Source organism: Paenibacillus glycanilyticus NBRC 16618, assembly GCF_004000805.1.
In the GTDB taxonomy this organism is placed as follows: domain Bacteria; phylum Bacillota; class Bacilli; order Paenibacillales; family Paenibacillaceae; genus Pristimantibacillus; species Pristimantibacillus glycanilyticus.
Genome location: NZ_BILY01000008.1, coordinates 1 through 18,911, shown reverse-complemented (window position 1 = coordinate 18,911; position 18,911 = coordinate 1). Strand labels below are relative to the sequence as shown.

At 51.4% G+C, this 18,911-nt stretch carries 12 protein-coding genes; 10 read left to right on the top strand and 2 right to left on the bottom strand.

Annotated elements, in window-relative coordinates:
* The first annotated feature begins 185 nt into the window (after positions 1-185).
* The gene (locus PGL01S_RS07920) at positions 186-2,015 is read left to right on the top strand and encodes an ABC transporter ATP-binding protein (RefSeq protein WP_127493225.1); all 1,830 of its coding nucleotides are present in this window, start codon (positions 186-188) and stop codon (positions 2,013-2,015) included.
* A complete protein-coding gene (locus tag PGL01S_RS07915) occupies positions 2,008-3,813 on the top strand; it encodes an ABC transporter ATP-binding protein (protein WP_127493223.1) in 1,806 nt (601 codons plus the stop codon). Before PGL01S_RS07920 ends, PGL01S_RS07915 begins: the two co-directional genes overlap by 8 nt.
* Before the next feature lie 75 nt (positions 3,814-3,888).
* Here the strand turns inward: PGL01S_RS07915 and PGL01S_RS07910 are convergent, their stop codons facing one another.
* Positions 3,889-5,397: a cobyric acid synthase gene (locus tag PGL01S_RS07910; RefSeq protein WP_127493221.1), complete on the bottom strand. Its 1,509-nt coding sequence runs from the start codon at positions 5,395-5,397 to the stop codon at positions 3,889-3,891.
* A 314-nt stretch (positions 5,398-5,711) separates the two neighbouring features.
* Here PGL01S_RS07910 and PGL01S_RS07905 point away from each other — a divergent pair, with 314 nt between their 5' ends.
* Positions 5,712-8,531: a GxGYxYP domain-containing protein gene (locus PGL01S_RS07905; protein WP_127493219.1), complete on the top strand. Its 2,820-nt coding sequence runs from the start codon at positions 5,712-5,714 to the stop codon at positions 8,529-8,531.
* Positions 8,532-8,599: 68 nt separating this feature from the next.
* Here PGL01S_RS07905 and PGL01S_RS07900 read toward each other — a convergent pair whose 3' ends face one another.
* Complete coding sequence (locus PGL01S_RS07900; RefSeq protein WP_127493217.1) at positions 8,600-10,279, bottom strand: PucR family transcriptional regulator; 1,680 nt, start codon at positions 10,277-10,279, stop codon at positions 8,600-8,602.
* A 200-nt stretch (positions 10,280-10,479) separates the two neighbouring features.
* Here PGL01S_RS07900 and PGL01S_RS07895 point away from each other — a divergent pair, with 200 nt between their 5' ends.
* The 7 genes from PGL01S_RS07895 to PGL01S_RS07865 form a co-directional block, all read left to right on the top strand.
* Positions 10,480-11,724, top strand: a complete 1,245-nt coding sequence (locus PGL01S_RS07895) for an amidohydrolase family protein (RefSeq protein WP_127493215.1) — start codon at positions 10,480-10,482, stop codon at positions 11,722-11,724.
* Positions 11,725-11,739: 15 nt separating this feature from the next.
* Positions 11,740-12,954 carry an ABC transporter substrate-binding protein gene (locus PGL01S_RS07890; protein WP_127493213.1) on the top strand — a complete coding sequence of 405 codons (1,215 nt, stop codon included), beginning with the start codon at positions 11,740-11,742 and terminating at the stop codon, positions 12,952-12,954.
* Positions 12,955-12,977: 23 nt separating this feature from the next.
* Positions 12,978-13,859: a branched-chain amino acid ABC transporter permease gene (locus tag PGL01S_RS07885; protein ID WP_127493211.1), complete on the top strand. Its 882-nt coding sequence runs from the start codon at positions 12,978-12,980 to the stop codon at positions 13,857-13,859.
* Positions 13,860-13,887: 28 nt separating this feature from the next.
* Positions 13,888-15,714 (top strand): branched-chain amino acid ABC transporter ATP-binding protein/permease, encoded by a 1,827-nt coding sequence (locus tag PGL01S_RS07880; RefSeq protein ID WP_127493208.1) that lies wholly within the window; start codon positions 13,888-13,890, stop codon positions 15,712-15,714.
* Complete coding sequence (locus PGL01S_RS07875; RefSeq protein WP_218032360.1) at positions 15,701-16,417, top strand: ABC transporter ATP-binding protein; 717 nt, start codon at positions 15,701-15,703, stop codon at positions 16,415-16,417. The genes PGL01S_RS07880 and PGL01S_RS07875 overlap by 14 nt, the downstream gene beginning before the upstream one ends.
* 30 nt (positions 16,418-16,447) lie before the next feature.
* Positions 16,448-17,653, top strand: a complete 1,206-nt coding sequence (locus PGL01S_RS07870) for an amidohydrolase family protein (protein WP_127493205.1) — start codon at positions 16,448-16,450, stop codon at positions 17,651-17,653.
* Between the two features lie 247 nt (positions 17,654-17,900).
* Positions 17,901-18,911: discoidin domain-containing protein (locus tag PGL01S_RS07865; protein ID WP_127493203.1), on the top strand; the 1,011-nt coding region annotated here is incomplete at its 3' end.

Below are 18,911 nucleotides of genomic sequence, written 5' to 3'. Positions count from 1 at the left end.
GCATACAAAAGGGACATCAGCCGATGTCCCTTTTGTTTTATTTTGCCTGCAATAGAAAGTAGCTTAGGATAAAACAAATAAAATAATTTGTTATAAAAGACATACGAATTTTTATTTTGACATAGCAAATAAGTTGTAATATATTGGGATCTGGAGCAGTGAAAGCAAAGAGGGGGGATTGATCGATGTCTAGTAAAGAATCGGTTTACCGGCAATTTCGAATGTACTGGAACAACAATATGTATTTCCTGGGAATCGCTTACCGCACGGCGCCCCGCCGGGTAATCCTGCAATTTATACTCGCTGTTCTAAACTACGGAATGGATTATCTGTATGCCATATTATTTATCGGTTATGTGTTTGGTGCGGTGGAGAACGGGACGCCATATCGTTATGTATTGGATTTTATATGCGCCATGATCGCAACGTATTTCGTTCTGTCAGTCGTCTCCGAATGGTTCGAAAAGCGTTACAAGCCGGTGTGCGATCTCATGATCTCGCAAGAGCTCAACCGGATCTTGTTCGAAAAAGCCGCGGAGGTTGAGCTAGCCTGCTATGAAAATACGGAATTTTACGACAAATATACGAGGGCGGGGCTGGAAGCGGACACCCGCATGGCCAGCGTTCTGGACAATCTGACGAATTTCGTGGGGGCGCTTGCTTCATTTATCATGCTGTTAATCACGGTTATTTATCTGGATCCGATTGCCATTGTCTTTATTATTCTTCCGGCCGTAACCAAGCTTACGATCACGGTCCGCCGCAACCGCGCTTTGTATGAACTGAACAAAGCCAACACGCCGTCCGTCAGGGTCGGCAAATACGTAAACCGGATTGCTTATCTGGAGAGCTATGCGAAGGAACTCAGACTCTCGAATATATTTCGGGTGATGCTGGACCGCTACGGGAAGGCTGTTGGCATCATGCGCGGCAACTTCCTGACCTTGGGCAGGCAGGTCGCTAAATACAGGGCGCTTGACGATGTCCTGGGCAGAGTTGCTCCGTATCCCCTTGCGATGCTGTATGCGGGATATAGCGTGCTTGTCCTTCAGAAAATCAAGGCGTTTCAGTTTATCGTCCTGCTGAATGCGATTAATAATTTAAGCCACTCGATGGCTACCGTGTCCGGCTTCTTCACCAATTTGCAGGAAAACGGCATTTATATTGAGAATGTGAAGGAATTTCTGCGTTATGAACCGGTTATTCCGCAGAGCCAAGACGGTGTGGCTCCGGACGCCGGAAGGCCAAGCCTGGAGCTTCAGCAGGTCGGCTTTGCTTATGACGGACAGTCGCAGCCAATCCTGAGCGGCATTGATCTTCAGGTGAAGCCCGGCGAGAAGATCGCGCTGGTTGGCCATAACGGAGCGGGCAAATCCACGCTGATCAAGCTGATGATGCGGCTCTATGATCCAACGGAAGGCGTCGTTCGCTTAAACGGCGCGGACATTAAAACCTATCGTCTTAGCGAATATCGGGAGCTGTTCGGAACCGTATTCCAGGATTGCAAGGTGATCGCGATGCCGCTTGCGGACAATGTTTTTATGCGCAGAGCATCCCAGCATGAGTATGCGCAGGCGGCTGAGGTATTGGACAAGGTAGGCGTCTATCAAAAAATTGAAATCATGGGCGGCTCGGTCACTTCCGTCATGACGAGGGAATTTGATGACAAGGGACTAGTTCTCTCCGGCGGCGAGATTCAAAAGATTGCGATCAGCCGATTATTCGCGGATAATAGCCGGATCGCTATTCTCGATGAACCGTCAAGCGCGCTTGATCCGGCGGCGGAAGCCTATATGTTCGAGCTGCTGCTGCAAGCATCGGCGGACCGGACCATTATCTTTATCTCGCACCGGCTATCTTCCGCCGCGCTTGCCGACCGGATCTTCATGCTGGAAGAGGGCAGAATCGTAGAAACCGGCACCCATAAGGAGTTAATGGCTGTAAACGGGAAATACGCGGATATGTTCCGCAAGCAGGCGGAGCATTACAGGGAGGAGGCGGCTCAGTATGGCTAAGCGGGGAGACGTTCTTCGCAATAATCTTTTTATGCTGAGGTACGTGTTCCGGATCGTACCGCTGTATGCAGTCGTCCATCTGATCATGCAGGCGTTGTTCGGATTGTTTGATGTCATGTGGGGCGTCCTGCTCATCAAGCTTGTCGTTGACGCGGTAACGGTTCATCATTCGGTCGTCCCTGTTCTGCTTGCCGCGGGAGGTTATTTGATCTATGGGGCAACCATTCAGACTGCGGCCGGTTACGTTTACGAAATGTTTGCGCCCATCCAGCTTCAGAAGCTGAACAAGGCGATGCAGACGGAATTGTACGGGAAAGCCATCCGAATGGATTACGCAAGGTACAACGACCCCGAATATTATAATCAATTCGTGTGGGCGGCATCGCAGACGGAAGGCAAAGCGGCGGATGTGCTTGATCAGACTGCCGAGCTGCTTAAAAGCACGATTACCGTAGCAGGAATCGCCGGGACCTTGCTGGTCTTGAATCCTTTAGGCGTTGCGGTTGTTATTATCGGACTTGCGGCGAGATTCGGGATTACGATTCTATCCAATAAAGCAGAGTTTAAAAGAGAGCTGGAATTAAAGCCGCTGGAACGGAAAAAGAATTATACCAGCAGGGTATTCTATCTGCCCGATTATGCGAAGGAGCTTCGCACGAGCCGAATCGCGGCGCCGCTCATGGATGATTACCGCCAAGCGAATGCGGCGATGCAGCAGGTTGTCCGCAAATACGCTCCCCGTTTAATCCTGCTGCGGATATTGAACGGATTTGTATTCCGCACGCTGCTTATGGACGGCATTTATTTTGCCATTACGGCTTATCAGGTTATTGTGCAGCACTCGATTACCTACGGGACGTTTGCGGCTGTAACGAACGGCGTATGGACGCTGGGGTGGAGTCTCAATAATCTGATTGATACGGTAACGAAGTTTCAGAAAAATAACCTTTATATCCGGCAGCTGCGCTCTTTTCTTAACGATACGCCGCAAATGGAGGAGCCGCTGCAGCCATGCGAAATGCCGCGTTCGCCGAAAGAAATACGGTTGTCCAACGTCAGCTTCACCTACGGCAATAACGATGCGCCGACGCTTCGAGGCATACATATGTGCATTAAGCCGAAGGAGAAAATCGCAATCGTTGGTTATAACGGCGCAGGCAAGTCTACGCTGATCAAGCTGCTGTTAAGGCTGTACGACGCGAGCGATGGCGATATCCGTTACGATGGGCGTAGCATTCGGGATTACCGTTCGGAGGACTATCGCGGCCAGTTCGGGGTAGCGTTTCAAGATTTTCAGCTGTTTGCGGCTAGTCTCGCGGAGAACGTATGGATGGATCGGGTGGGAGAAGAGGATACGGAGCGTCAGGGCGACATCATTGAAGCGCTGCGGAAAGCGGATTTTGCCGGCCGTTTGAGCAGTCTGAATCAGGGCCTGAATACGGAACTGACAAGGGAGTTTTCGGACAAAGGGCAAATCTTCTCCGGCGGTGAAGCGCAAAAGATCGCAATCGCCAGGGCATTCGCCAAGCCTTGCTCGGTCCTCATTCTCGATGAGCCTTCCAGCGCGCTTGATCCGATTAGCGAATACAATTTGAACCGGGCGATGCTGGAGGCCGCGGAGGATAAGACGGTGATCTTTATTTCTCACCGGCTGTCGACAACCCGCTTGGCCGACCGTATTTATATGATGGAGCGCGGGGAGATCATCGAATCCGGCAGCCACGAAGAGCTGATGCAGCTGGATGGCAGCTATGCCAAGCTGTTCCGGCTTCAGGCAGGGCATTACCTGTCGGCTTGATCATACGATCGTACGGAAGTCAAAAGCCTCAAACGCACATCCGCTGCACGGATTGCGCTGAGGCTTTTCTTATGGTTACTGCTTGTGCAAAATGCTATAAACCTTCTCCATATCCAAATGAGCGCGGACATGCCCGGCCAGCCGGTCAAAGGCTTCAAGCTGTTTGCTGCGGAAGGGGAGTATCTCTTCGATTGGAGCTAGGTTTTTTCGTGCGCGTACTTTATTCAGATATTGCCGACGGAAGGCGTCGTTATGAAAAATGCCGTGTACATACGTGCCGAAAATTCGGCCTTCCTCCGAAATGCTGCCCTCATCCTGTCCGTTAATGGACAAAAGGGGAAGAACCGGCGCGAGGGGAGTGGTCTGCCCCATATGAATCTCGTAACCTTCAATGGCAAGACCTTGCATGTCAGTCCAAGCGGAATGCCCGCAGGAAACATTGCCGCTGACTCGTTCCGTTCGTTTATGGGTATAAAAGGTTGTAGAGAGCGGTAGAAACCCTAATCCTTTCGATTCGCCGATTGAGGATTCGACTTGATGCGGATCGTACAGCTTTTGTCCAAGCATCTGATAGCCTCCGCATATCCCGCCAATGTAACATCCGCTTGCGGCATGATTGGCGATGGCTTCCGCGAGTCCGGTTTTCTTCAGAAAGAGAAGGTCTTCCATCGTGTTCTTCGAGCCCGGAATAAGGATAACGTCAGGTTGCCCTAATTGATCTAGGCTCTCAACATAACGGACCAGGACATCCGGCTCTGCCTCCAGCGGATCAAAGTCGGTGAAATTCGAAATGCGGGGCAGCCGAATGACCGAGACATCCAAGTCTCCAGTCCCGGTTTGCTCCGTCCGCTTCTCCAGCACAACCGAATCCTCCGCTTCAATATCGAGCCTTGGCATATAGGGGATAACCCCTAACACGGGAATTCCCGTACGTTCTTCGAGCCAATTCAAGCCGGATTGCAGCAGGCTGATGTCGCCTCGAAATTTATTGATAATAAATCCTTTTACCCGGCTTCGCTCGTCTTCTTCCAAGAGCTCCATCGTTCCGACAATGGAAGCGAAGACGCCGCCACGATCAATATCCGCAACCAGCACGACAGGGGCATCGGCCCATTTGGCCATGCGCATATTGACGATATCCCGGTCCTTCAGATTAATCTCGGCGGGGCTTCCCGCGCCTTCCAGCACGATAATATCATGTTCCCCGCGTAGGTGGTCCAATGCGTCTCTAACAATACCTTCGGCCAAAGGAATATACTCCTCGCGGTATCGCCAGGCGCTCATTTCTTCCAGCGGCTTGCCGTGTACGACGATCTGCGCCTTCATCTCTCCGGTAGGCTTGATTAGGATCGGATTCATATCGGTTGTCGCCGCGATGCCGCAAGCTTCCGCTTGAACGCCTTGCGCTCTGCCAATCTCCTTGCCGTCAAGCGTTACATAGGAGTTAAGCGCCATGTTTTGCGATTTGAAAGGCGCTGTTTTCCATCCGTCTTGCACGAAGATGCGGCATAATGCCGTAGTCAGCACGCTTTTTCCTACGTCTGATGCCGTGCCTTGCACCATAATGGTTGATGCCTGCTTCAAGCTTGTACCCCCTTCAATTGCGATTGCTTAAAATCGAAATTAGTCTTGTCTCTCAATATAAACCATGTCTAAAGGTTGTGAAAGAATTACGCAATAAGATATATTGAATATATATAATATGGGTGATATAATCTTCAACGAGATAAGCGCTTACATATTCAGGCACATTTGGCATGATTGTGGGGTGCTTATTTGCGTTTTTAGGTCAGTACATCTCACGTCAGGGTGAAGGCAGGTGGTAGGAGGGAAGAAATCGCAACTGGTTTGCATAAAAGTTAAACCCAATCATTTTAAGAGGAAAAAGGAGACTAAAGATGAAATGGAATAAGAAATTTGGTGCAGTCTTGCTTGCAACCGTTATAATGGCTGCATCTTCTCCATTCGTGGGGCTTCCCAAAGCGGAGGCAGCCGGATTAAGCTGGCCTTCCGAACAGATCCTGCCGTCTTTCTCGGCGCCGGCTTCTACGCTCGACGTTATGAATTTGGTAACGGAGTATAGATACGAGGCGGAAGGGAACGGAATCGGCCATGGCACCGGTCGTCCGGAAAGCAATGGCTGGCTGGCGCAAACCTCCATCGATGCTCCAAATAAGCATATGGTTTACGGACCGTACGCTAAGGATATTCCGGCAGGAGATAACCAGGCTTATTACGATATGATTATTGATAACAATACGGCTAATGATGATCTCATTGTTACGGTTGATGTCAGAGACAATACGACGGGTCAGGTATTGGCAAGCCGCGACATTACCCGGAAGCAATGGACGAAGGTAGGCACTTACGAGCGGTTTACGCTCAACTACAATAACCCGACCACCGGACATGAGTTGGAATTCAGGGTGTATTGGTACGGCCGGGCTTACACCAAAGTAGATGCCGTAGGCTCCATACAGCAAGGAAAATCGGATGAAACGGTCTTGTTTACAACTCTCAAGGGGCTTGTCAATAAAACGCAGCCGAGAATCTATACGTATGATGACAACGTGAGAAACGAAGACGGAAAAGATAAATGGTTGAATGATTTGGGATTGGGACATACGGATGTAGCGGACAACTGGTCCTTAATTACCAAATATGCCAGCGAGATTAACGGAATCGTCGTTTATGACGATGCCTTGCCCGATACGTTAAACCTGGCTACGACAATCGCTGCGCAATCCGGAGCCATTGTTGCGCCGCCAAGCTTGGTCGGCAAGCTGACTTCCGCGCCGTACAATCTGCCGATCCTAGATGATTTGCGCGGGGATTTCAGCACAAAGCTTGAAGTCTATCAATATTTGCACGATCATTATTGGTCCTCGTTGTCCCATAATCTCATTATCGGATTAAGTCCCGGAATTAAAGGCGCGCTGCGCGATTATGCAACGGCAACCGGCGCGGCAGTCATCTGGCTGAATCCTTCCGTCCCGGCAGAGAAGACCCTCCTGCAAAGCTTCTTCTCCGATATGCCTGCCGGCAGCGGGGTGTACATGGGCTGGTGGCCGGATGAAGCGATTGGCGTTCAAGCCGCTTCCGAGTATGGCATTTCAACGATTGCCAGCGACTGGTCTTCCAACCTGACAGTATTTGGCGGTACTTCAAGAACGGTTAACGTGAAGCCGGTGCCGAATAAACCGCCTCTTCAGAACAAAATTTATGTCTCGCTCATTTTGAGCGACGGCGATAACCTGCAGTATATGGAACACCGCTTCAAGAAAATTTGGGATTCGCCTAACCGCGGAGCCGTACCGCTTGGGTGGACGGTATCGCCGGCTATGCTCGATGCGATGCCTGGCGTGTTGAATTATTTGTATGATTCCGCTACGCCAAATGACGCGCTTATAGCAGGGCCGTCCGGGTTCGGCTATACTTATCCGAATGCATGGGCGAATCAAACCTATCTGAATAAATTTGTTGCTTTATCGAACGATTACATGAATCGCGCGGGATTAAAGGTAGCTACAATCTGGAATACCATTACCGGCGGCATTAATCCAAACGTAGGGGAAAGCTTTGCCCAATACGCGCCGTCCTTGTTAGGCTTAACGGGTCAAAACGCCGGCAGTCCGATTACGATCTACGGTAACTCGCTGCCAACGCAGGGGCTAAGCGCGACTTATTGTTACTCCGAAGCAACGATTATTTCCGAGATTAATCACGCGATTGCCGGCTGGGATGGAACGGCACCTCGTTTTGTCAGCATCCAATCCAATCCGTGGGATGTTAATTACCAGATGATCGTCAATGCGGTAAATAACTTTAGCAGCAATAGCAATATCGTTTTTGTCAGACCGGATACTTATTTCCAATTAATGCGCGAAAACAACCAGCTGCCTATCGATCCGTCTGCGGTCGTTAAGCAATACGAAGCGGAAACCGCCTTCTCGCATGAAACAGGATCAGCGAGCGGCAGCGACTGGTCGGCTAGCGTAAGCGCGGATGATGCAGGCTACATGCTGTCCGGCAATGCCGACAATACCATTCCTGCAGGCAGCAATACGGCGACCTTCAAAATGAAGATCGATTCCAACGCGGGCACCAACGATAACGTCGTTACGCTTGAAGTTCGCGATAACGCAACCGGGCATACCCTTGCTTCGGTTGATGTGTCCCGCAATCAGTTCAAAGCTAACAATGCGTATCAGGACTTCAACCTTTCCTTTAACAATCCGTCCGGAAGCAGCCTGGAATTCAAGGCTTATTACAAGGATAAAGCGACAATCAGTATTGATAAGGTGACGGTATCAAAAAGAATCGGCAAGTATGAAGCAGAAGGTGCTGTGGTCGGGCATGAAGTCGGACGTGCCAGCGGAGATGGCTGGCAAGCTACGCCATCGCTCGATGGAACGGGATATATGCTGAACGGTCCGAATGATACGAATGTTCCAATGGGGAAGCATACGATTGCTTATCGAATGAAAATCGATAACAACACGACCGACAAAGACGTAGTGGCTGTTATCGATGTTTGGGATGCGGCAACAAAAACCGTCGTGAAACAAGCGAAGATTACGCGGCAGCAGTTCGCATCGGCGAATCAATACCAGGATTTCACGTTGTCCTTCAACAAGACGCTGAACCAGAATCTCGAGTATAGAGTCTGGTATGCGGATAAAGCAACGATAACGGTGGATGGCATTACGGTTAACTAGGGCTCTGCCACAGGAGAGGGACGCATGATCAACATGCGTCCCTCTTTATTTTTTTTTGGCTTTTTTTGTTACCTCGACAAAGAAACGGAGCCGTCTCCACTCAGAAGCGGTTCTATGGAAAGAGCAATTCTCAGCCTTAAGCTTTCAATGGGATCCTTCAGCTTAACCCCAAGCAGCTTCTCGCATTTATCCAGCCGGTACACGACGGTATTGCGGTGCACGAATAGCAGCTTTGAGGTCTCCATCAGCTGGCATTGCGTGTCGTAGAAGGCGCTAAGCGTCCGAAGCAGCTCTTTCCGCTCCTGCTCTTCCGTATGTCTGATACCGTAAAAAGTCTCCTCGTAAAATTGCTTCAGTTCGTCATGCGGCAGCATGTGGAACAAATAACCGATATCCTTCGACTGGTAGGATTGCACGAACTTGGTTCGCTTCAAGCGGTAGCCGTATTGGAGAGCCTTGATAGCTTCCTCATAGGAGTGCTTGATTCCAAGCGCATTTGTTGCAGGCTTGCCGATACCTATGGACAAGCTTAATCCGATCTCCTCGTATAGTCGGTCGGACAGGCGGGCCAGTTGCTGGAGGAAGAAGGATTCATCCCAGCCTGAATCGGAAAGATGCAGCAGAAGTCCAAATGAATCGTTTTTTGTAAACATCACAAAGGACTGCCCGATAGCGGAAAAATGCCGCTTAATCCTCTCGTAATGCTCATCACGCTCGGATACGTTCCGTTCATCCTGCCGCTCTGTTTGACTATCCCTCTGACCGTTTCCCCAACCTGCCCCATCCCGGCGAGCCGCAAGCATGACCCAAGCTCCGTTTGCTTTTATTCCGTATTTCTTTCCTCGATGAATAGCTTCCTGCTCGGAGGTGATGTAGCCGTCAATCAGATCGGAGAAAAATTCGTTTTTGTAACGGCGCGAGCGTTCCTTCACCGCTTGTGCTTTTGTCAGCTCCATGCCGATGACATTGGAAGCTTGTTCCAAGGTTAAACCGTACAAATTGGACATTTTCTCTCCGGAATGGAAGGAGAGTAAATAACCTTCGTGGCGGTAGGTGTGAACCGGATACAGCAGCACGTTGCAGCGATTGCGAAGCGAAACGTCAAGGAGACAGAAGGAAGTTGGGGACGACGGTATGGCTGCTCCATCGAGAATGGCATCCGCTGCCGCTGCCAAGTCAGGCATAAGAGATGCGTAACCGAGCCTGGATTCCGCAATGGGCTGCAGTTTTCCGTTAAGAAGCAGAATGGGAGAGGAAAGCAGCTTGGTCAAAGCATCAACAATACCTGTAATGCCTTTGCCTTTCATGATCATTTCGGAGAACTGCTTATGGATATGCAAGGCATATTGCAGCTCTTCATTCTTGTTATTCATGATCAGACTTGTGGATCTTTGCAAAATCTCGCCTAAAGACAGCTCTACTGCCGAGATTTCGATAATCGGGAACTGCAGCCGCTCGGCTTCGAGAAGCGCTTCCTCGGGGACATGGAGCTTGAAGCGTTCCGTCTTGACAGCCATGCCCGAGCATTCCATACGCTGCATATCCCGCATCAGCTCCATAAACATGCCGGGTGTCTGCTTCATGAAAAAACCGTTGGTCAATAAAAGCTCGCCAGGGCGCAGAAACCGGATAATATCGGGGGCATCCATAATATTGACGGTTTGAACCTTGCGGGTAAGTCCGTTAAACCCGGCAATAACTCGTGCATACTTGTAAATGTCGTTGGCAAGCAGCTCGCTTAGCAGCAATGGGATCCCTTCCTTTTCAAAAAGAGTTTTGTGTCATGAAATGTAACATGTAATTGGGCGGGTGTAAATCAATATTTGGATCATTCATCCAATTTTCTTATAATTTTTTAGTTGATGCAGCCAATGACTTTCCGTATAGGAACGGCTATTCTGAATTTAGCTTAAATGAAGTCAAGAAACATGACATGGAGGGGGCTGCAATGCTTGAACAAATCATATCGAATGTCAGAGTAATGGGTCATCATCCATTGAAGGATGTAGGAGTAGCAGACGGCAAAGTCGTTTATGTGGAGAACAGCGGGGCTGCAAAGGAATGGACGGCGAATGCCGTTGTAAATGGGGAAGGCGGCGTACTACTGCCAGGTTTGGTAGAACCGCATATCCATCTGGAAAAAGCGTATCTGTTGACCCGGATGGAAAAGGAAGCCGAATCGCTTCAGGAAGCGATAAGGATGACGGCCGACATGAAAATGATTTTTACGAGAAGCGATATGAGAGAGCGGTCCCTGCAAGTGATTAAGGAAGCCGTACGCAATGGCGTAACCCATATGCGTTGTCATGCGGAGGTTGATCCCATTCTAGGATTGTCGGCCATTGAATCGGCGCTCGAGCTGAAGCAATCCGTACGGCATCTGCTGGATTTGCAAGTGGTCGCATTCCCTCAAGAGGGAATATTCAAAAGTCCGGGAACCGCGGAGCTGATGGAAGAAGCTATTCGGCTTGGCTGTGACGTTGTGGGCGGAATTACGTATCAGGATCCGGACTTGGACGAACATTTGAAGTTTGTGTTTGAGCTCGCGGGCAAGTATAACAAGCCGCTGGATTTCCATGCGGATTTCTCCGACAAGCCCGAGGATCTCGCGATCGTTCAGATTGCCAAGCGGACCATGCAATACGGGCTTCAAGGCCGCGTCAGCGCCGGGCATGTCACCTCTCTTGGTTCTCTTGCGAGAGTGGAGGCGGAAGCGGCAGCAGAGCTGCTGAGCGAAGCGGGCATTCATATCATCACGTTGCCGGCAACCGACCTTTATATTAATGGACGGGGTGATGAGGAGAAGCCGCGCAGAGGTTTGACGCCCGTCAAGCTGCTTCAGGAAAAAGGGGTTAATGTAGCCATTGGCATGAACAACGTGCAGAATCCCTTCACTCCGTTCGGCAAAGCGGATCCCCTTGAAACGGCATGGCTGCTTGCGGTTACCGCTTATTTGGGAGGCGAAAGGGATGCGAGCCGCTTGCTAGGGATGCTTACGGAAGGTGCGAGCCGGGTGTTAGCCCTCGAGGGCTACGGGATTCGGGAAGGGGCGCCGGCTGACATGGTGTTGTTCCGGGAGAGGACGGAAAGAGACGTACTGCTGCATAAGTCCGAGACCAGGACGGTATGGAAAAGAGGCGTTAAGGTCGCGGATACAAGAATCGAGAGAGATTGTCCATTTTATGAAAGATAGAGGAGAGGAACATAGATGAGTAAACGTTATAGCCTGAAAGTATGGTGTGCGGCATGGATGGCGGTTATGGTACTGGTGCTCGCGGGCTGCGGCGGCAACAAAGCGGCTTCGGGCGATGGCAACAAAAGCGATAAACCGATTCTGATCGGCATGTCTACGGAAGCGACGGGCGATAACGCCATGAACTCGATTAATTTGTACCAGGGGGTTCAAATCGCCGTTGATCAGATTAACGCCAAAGGCGGCTTGCATGGCCGAACCGTTGAGCTGGTCGTTCGCGACACCGAGCAGAATCCTACGCGAGGCATCAGCATTATTAGGGATTTTGGGCAGAAGGAAGGCGTGCTTGGAGCAGTTGGGGGCTTCTACAGCACCGTTATGCTGGCGCAATCCCCCATTATTATGGAGGAGAAATTTCCGTTTGTCGTAGCCACCTCCAATGTTCCCGCATCGGTAGAAAGCGGCATGCCTTGGACCTTTGGCGTACGGATGAACGCGAACATTACCGCGCAATACGCTTTGCAATTCATTAATAAATATTTTGCTACCGACAAAATCGCGATTCTTCATGAGAATGGCGGTTACGGCAAAGGCGCCGCTGCGGCGATGACAAAAGCGCTTGAGGAAAAGGGATTGAAGCCGGTAGCCGTGGAGTCGTTCGACAATGCCAAGGATAAAGATATGACCGCGCAGGTCAATCACGCGAAGGAAGCGGGAGCCGAAGTGATCTACCTGTTCGGGCAAGGAGCCGGCAATGGCTATGTGCTTCAAGCGATGGATAAGCTCGGCTGGAAGGTTCCGATCGTTGGCGAGAACGGCATGGCCAACAAAGGCGTGCAGGAGGTAGGCCAGCAGCTGGCGGAAGGAACTTACGCGATTCAGACAGCCAACTTTAACGTTGATCAGACCCGGGAGCCTGCGGCGGCATTCCTGAAGGATTTTACGGCGAAATTCGGCCATATTCCAACGACGTTTGCTTCCGCGGCGCAAGGCTATGACGGCGCGATGATGCTGTTCCAGGCCATTGAACGCACGGAGCTGACGGGCAATCTGAAGAAAGACCGCGAGGCGGTCAAAAACACGCTGGAAACCAATCTTGGTCAATACAGCGGGGTTATCAAGGATTGGGATCAGGCGTTCACGAAAGACAACCATGATGCAATTGACGTTCATTCGTATTTGATGTCCGTGTGGAAGGACGGCAAGCTTGTCGTATCCGACAAACAGTAACAGAGCGGAAAAGAGGGATCAGCATGTCGCTTATCTTGCAATTAATCATCAGTGGTCTTGCGGTCGGCTGCCTCTATGCCGTTATCGCTCTCGGCTACAGCTTAACCTATGTCGTAAACGGTACTCTCAATATGTCGCAAGGGCAGCTCGTCATGGTAGGAGGAGTCCTGCTGTTTGGTTTCTCCGAGCATGCGGGGCTGCCGTTTCCTCTCGCGTTTGCTGCTTCAATCCTGCTGGTAGCATTGCTCAATCTCGTGATCGAGAGGCTGGCCATACGCAAGTTCGATAAGGGTGCGAATTCGATTGAATGGGTACTCAGCACAATCGCGGTCGGCATTATTATCCAAGACGTTGCCCTCTATTTCAATGGTCCGGATGAAGGGGTTGTCCCTTCTCCGGCAGGCAGCGGAATGCTTCGCATTATGGATGCCGGCATCTATTGGAAGGAATTTATTTTCTTCCCTATCGTTGGCGTGCTGCTCGCGTTGTTAATCCTGTTTTATCAAAAATCGCATTGGGGCTTGTGGCTGCGCGCAACGGCGGATAACCGGACAGCCGTTGAGATGATGGGCATTAGCAGCGGGCGTGTCGTGGCCGTTGCTTACGTATTAAGCGGATTGCTCGCGGGGATTGGCGGGGCTTTAATGTCTACGAACTATGCCGTATCCGTCGATGTAGGCTTGCCGCTAGGTCTAAAAGCCATCTCCGTGGCCATTCTGGCCGGCGTTAATAATCCCAAGGGAATCGTAGGCACGGGGCTGCTGCTTGGCGTCGCCGAGGTGTTTATCGGTCAATATATCTCGACCGCATTCCGGGAGATGTTCGTGTACGGCATTGTTATTCTCGTGTTGTATTGGAAGCCGATGGGGCTGTTTAACGTCAGGAAAACAGTCGTCAAGGTATAGGGTTAGACTTGCTTAGGGGGAAGCGGAAATGAATGATACCTGGAAAAATATAATCTTCCGCAGGTCAGCTCTATGGGGCGGACTGCTTGCCGCAGCGGCGATTGCTTCCGCTTCATGGACGGCTGATGCCTATATGCTGAACTTGCTTTTTACAATCGGCATTTATGTGATTGCATGTGTAGGCATGAATATTCTGGTCGGCTATTGCGGGATTGTCTCCATCGGCCATGCCGGATTGATGGCTGCGGGAGCGTATACCTCGGCATATGCCAGCACGCATTACGGATTGAACTTCTGGCTGTCCGCGCTTGCCGGCATTGCGGTTTCTCTGATTATCGGCAGCCTGATAGCCATTCCTACGATTAAAGCGGGCGGCGTGTATCTCTCCATGATTACGATCGCCTTCGGGGTAGTTGTGCATGAAGCGTTGATCAGGTGGGATGGGGTTACCGGCGGGCCGCTTGGCATATCGGGCATTCCTAAGCCAAAGCTTGGCGGTTATGCCTTTGATCTGCAGAGCATGTATCTGCTCGTAGCGGCGGTTGCTATTGGGGCTCTTGTCCTTGCCTACAATATACGGCGATCGGCTTGGGGGAGATCCATGATCGCCACGAAGGAAAACGAGATAGCCGCTGCTTCCTTGGGTATTCGAAAGTTTAAGCCGCAATACGTCGGATTTGCGGTCAGCGCCGTTCTAGCGGGTCTTGCCGGTACGCTGTATGCCCATACGAACAGCTTTATCAGTCCGGATACGTATCATTTCCAGGCCTCGGTTCAGCTTGTGCTTATCGTAATCTTAGGCGGCTCCGGACGATTGCTTGGGCCCATCATCGGCGCAGTTATACTGGTCTTCCTGCCTGAAGTGCTGGAGATGGAGAAGCTGCGTATGGCGCTGTACGGGACGATCATGTTCGCGGTTCTTTATTTTCTCCCGAAAGGGATTATGGGAACGATGAATGATTGGCTGGAAGCGCGGTTTGGCTTAAAGCTGCGTTCACAGGAAGCGGATCGCAGCGGCGGTAAGGCTGATCATGGCTTACTGTTCGCGAACGATAGGAAAAAGGGCGGATTTCCTGCTGCCGCACTTCGCCTAGAGGGCATTAATAAGTCGTTCGGCGGTCTACAGGCCTTAAAAGAAGTTTCGGTTGAGATTAAAGCCGGCACGATTCATTCCCTTGTTGGACCCAACGGTGCCGGGAAAACGACTCTCCTTAATGTAATCTCCGGCTTGTATACGCCGGAACAAGGGGCAATGGAGCTGCATGGAGCTTCTCTCTCCGGTTCGCTGTCGTCGGTATCCGGATTAGGTATTGCCCGAACCTTCCAGCATTCCAGGCTGTTTAAAGAACTGACCGTTCTTGAAAATGTCATGACCGGAATGACCGTAAAGGCGAGGACAGGGCTTGGAGCGGCTTTCCTTCGAACACCGGGACAACGCCGCAGGGAAGCGGAATTGCAGGAGAAGGCGCATCGGTTGCTTGATCTGATTGGTTACGACGGGAACCGGCATATGTCCGCCAGCCAATTGCCTTACGGTCATCAGCGAATGGTGGAGATTGCAAGGGCGCTTGCGACGGAGCCAAGCGTATTGCTGCTCGACGAGCCGGCGGCCGGCATGACGGCAGCCGAAATCAAGCAGCTGGAGGAGCTTCTTCAGAGGCTTGTCGGTTATGGCCTCACGATCGTGCTGATCGAGCATCATATGGATTTTGTTCAGCGCGTATCCGATACCGTCACTGTTCTGGATTTCGGCAAAGTCATTGGGACGGGTAACCCTGCCCAGCTGCTGAGCGATCCGCGGGTCATACAGGCGTATTTAGGCAAAGAGGAGGTTGCTGCGGATGCTGAGCGTTAATGGCTTATCCGTCAGGTATGGTCCGGTTGAAGCGTTAAAGGGCGTGGATATCGAGGTGGAGAAAGGCGAGATTGTAGCCATTATCGGCTCGAACGGCGCCGGCAAGACAACGCTTATGCAAACCATTTTAGGGCTTGTGAAGCCGCATTCCGGCAAGGTGCTGCTGGAGGGGAAGGACATTACCGCGATGCCGGCCAACCGGACCGCAAACCTTGGGGTGTCGCTTGTCCCGGAGGGGAGGGAAGTGTTCGGTACGTTATCGGTGCTAGAAAATATGCGGATGGGCTTAAAGCGACGGATTGGCTCAGTCCGAAAGGAGCAGTTCAACAAGGAGCTGGAGCCATTATTTGACCGGTTCCCGAAGCTGTATGAGCGGCGGACGCAGCTTGCTTACACCTTAAGCGGCGGGGAGCAGCAGATGCTGGTTCTGGCGAGAGCGATGATCAGCAGGCCCAAGCTGCTGCTGCTCGACGAGCCTTCGCTTGGTCTTGCTCCGATTATCGTAAACGAAATTTTTGAAGCGATCTACGGTTTATCGAAGGAAGGGACATCGATTCTGCTTGTCGAGCAGATGGCTCACAAAGCTCTTAATCTAGCAAGCAGAGGATACGTGATCGATAAAGGCTCGGTCGCGATGCACGGGGATTCCGACGAGCTGCTCCGGGATGAGCGGATGGTTGAAGCTTATTTGGGAGCCCATTAGCCAACCAGAGAGGGATGAAGGTGATCAGTGATGGAAGCGAATAAAACGATAGTGCGAAACGTAAAGATCGAAGACCGGTTGTATGACTTGACTCTGGACCTGACGACAGGCTGCGTGGCAGAGATTGAAGCCAGCGGTAAAACGATGCCGTCCGCAGCGGACTTCGCGCGAGTCTGGGATGCTGACGGGCTGCTCTACCTGCCGGCCTTGTCCGATATGCATATCCATCTGGACAAACATTTTCTCGGAGAGCCGTGGAAGCCGCTGCAGCCTTTTGTTACGTTACCCGGGCAGCTAGAGTTCGAAACTCGCATGCTGGAAGCACTGCCAACGCGTGCTGCGGAAAGAGCGCACCGGCTGCTGCAGCTTCTGCTGATGAATGGGACAACGGCGATTCGGACGCATGTGGATGTTGATCCCAAGCTTGGACTTTCTCATTTGGAGGATCTCCTGGAGGTCAGAGAGCATTTTAGAGGGCGGATGGCTATCGAGATTGTAGCTTTTCCGCAACAGGGCCTGCTGCGGTCCCAATCCATATCGATTATGAAAGAAGCGCTTCGGGCAGGAGCGGATTACGTAGGAGGAGTTGATCCGGCCGGGCTGGACGGACAGGTTGACGCGAGCCTGGAAGCGATGTTCGAGCTCGGCACGGAGTTTAATGCCGGCGTAGATCTGCATCTGCATGACCCCGGGCATCTGGGAACCTATACGATTAGCCGATTCGCTGACTTGACCTTGGAGGCAAGCCAAAGCGGTCGTACGGCTGTCAGCCACGCCTATTGTCTCGGGCAGGTCAGTGAAGCCGAATCCCGAGAGCTGGCGCAAAAGCTTAGCGCAAGCCAAGTTGCGATTATGACCAGCGTTCCTATCGACCGTCCTATGCCGCGGGTAGATCAGCTGCTTCAGGAAGGGGTTCGGGTTCATGTCGGTTCGGACAATATTCTGGATGCGTGGAGTCCGTTCGGCAACGGAGATTTGCTTGCGCGCGGCTCAAGGCTGGCTGAAAAATTCGGCTGGATTACGGACGATCAGCTACTGCAAACCTATCCTCTTATCTCATCGGATTCGCTTCTTCCGAAGGTTGGAGACCGCGCAAGCTTTTCTTTGGTTAATGCCTTAAATGCCCGGCATGCTATCGCGGCTGTACCTCCCCGCGAAGCAGTCTTTTCCGGAGGGATGCTGGTAGGCGGCCGTTGGCACGTAAGCGTTAGACACGATCAAATCGTATTAGCTTAATCATTGTGATAAGCAGAGCAGTGTGTCCCGAATGGATGCACTGCTTTTTTTGTTGCTCCGCATTCCCGAACATCCGGCTTGATTATCTTGGAATTACATACATTTTCCGTAGATTTGCATCTTATTCCAATAGCCTTATCCTTCCTATAATTAGTGATATGCCAATGAAAGGAGGACCGTTAAGGGACAACTTGTAATCGCTTCCAATTGAAAGGCCAATCAGAGTTATCATTCGAGGAGGAATAGAATGCGCAACAAGCATATCGCGTGGCTGTTAATTGCTACGCTGCTGATCACAAGCCTGTTAGCATCCATTGGAGAACCCGTATCCGCTGCGGGAGGAACGAATCTAACCCTTGGCAAGACCATTACGGCAAGCGGACAATCGCAAACGTACACGCCAAGCAACGTGAAAGACAGTAATCAGGCTACTTATTGGGAAAGCGCGAATAACGCGTTCCCGCAATGGATTCAGGTTGATCTAGGTGCCGTTGCAAGCATCGATCAGATTGTACTGAAGCTGCCCGCTGGCTGGGGAGCGCGGACGCAAACCCTGGCAGTCCAAGGAAGCGCGGACGGCTCGACGTTTTCGAACATTGTTGCTTCCGCCAATTACGCGTTTGATCCGGCCGTTCAGAACAACACGGTTACGATCAACTTTGCCGCGGCAAGCACCCGTTACGTCCGTCTGAATGTTACGGCAAATACCGGATGGCCGGCAGCCCAGTTATCCGAGTTCGAAATTTATGGAGCGAGCACTCCGGCAGCACCCGGTACATATCAAGCGGAATCCGCCGTTTTGTCGGGCGGGGCCAAGGTAAATACCGATCATACGGGCTTCTCCGGTACCGGCTTCGTTGACGGATACTGGACGCAAGGGGCATCGGCTGCTTTTACCGCAAACGTAGCTTCCGCCGGTAGTTATGACGTCGCTTTGAAATACGCCAATGCCAACGGAGCTTCGAGAACCGTCAGCATTTACGTCAATGGCACAAAGATTCGTCAAACAACGCTGCCAAATCTGGCGAATTGGGATACTTGGGGAACCAAGGTAGAGACGCTTACGCTAAATGCAGGCAATAATACGATAACCTACAAATACGATGCCGGGGACTCCGCGAACATTAACATCGACGAGATCACAGTAACAGCGTCCAGCTCGCCGACACCAACGCCAACACCAACACCAACACCAACGCCAACGCCAACACCAACACCAACACCAACACCAACACCAACACCAACACCAACGCCAACA

What these genes read in the sequence shown, in the direction of transcription:
- PGL01S_RS07880 (WP_127493208.1), top strand. Translation starts at nt 13,888, where the DNA reads ATGAATGATACCTGGAAAAATATAATCTTCCGCAGGTCAGCTCTATGG.
- PGL01S_RS07875 (WP_218032360.1), top strand. Translation starts at nt 15,701, where the DNA reads ATGCTGAGCGTTAATGGCTTATCCGTCAGGTATGGTCCGGTTGAAGCG.
- PGL01S_RS07895 (WP_127493215.1), top strand. Translation starts at nt 10,480, where the DNA reads ATGCTTGAACAAATCATATCGAATGTCAGAGTAATGGGTCATCATCCA.
- PGL01S_RS07905 (WP_127493219.1), top strand. Translation starts at nt 5,712, where the DNA reads ATGAAATGGAATAAGAAATTTGGTGCAGTCTTGCTTGCAACCGTTATA.
- PGL01S_RS07870 (WP_127493205.1), top strand. Translation starts at nt 16,448, where the DNA reads ATGGAAGCGAATAAAACGATAGTGCGAAACGTAAAGATCGAAGACCGG.
- PGL01S_RS07885 (WP_127493211.1), top strand. Translation starts at nt 12,978, where the DNA reads ATGTCGCTTATCTTGCAATTAATCATCAGTGGTCTTGCGGTCGGCTGC.
- PGL01S_RS07920 (WP_127493225.1), top strand. Translation starts at nt 186, where the DNA reads ATGTCTAGTAAAGAATCGGTTTACCGGCAATTTCGAATGTACTGGAAC.
- PGL01S_RS07890 (WP_127493213.1), top strand. Translation starts at nt 11,740, where the DNA reads ATGAGTAAACGTTATAGCCTGAAAGTATGGTGTGCGGCATGGATGGCG.
- PGL01S_RS07915 (WP_127493223.1), top strand. Translation starts at nt 2,008, where the DNA reads ATGGCTAAGCGGGGAGACGTTCTTCGCAATAATCTTTTTATGCTGAGG.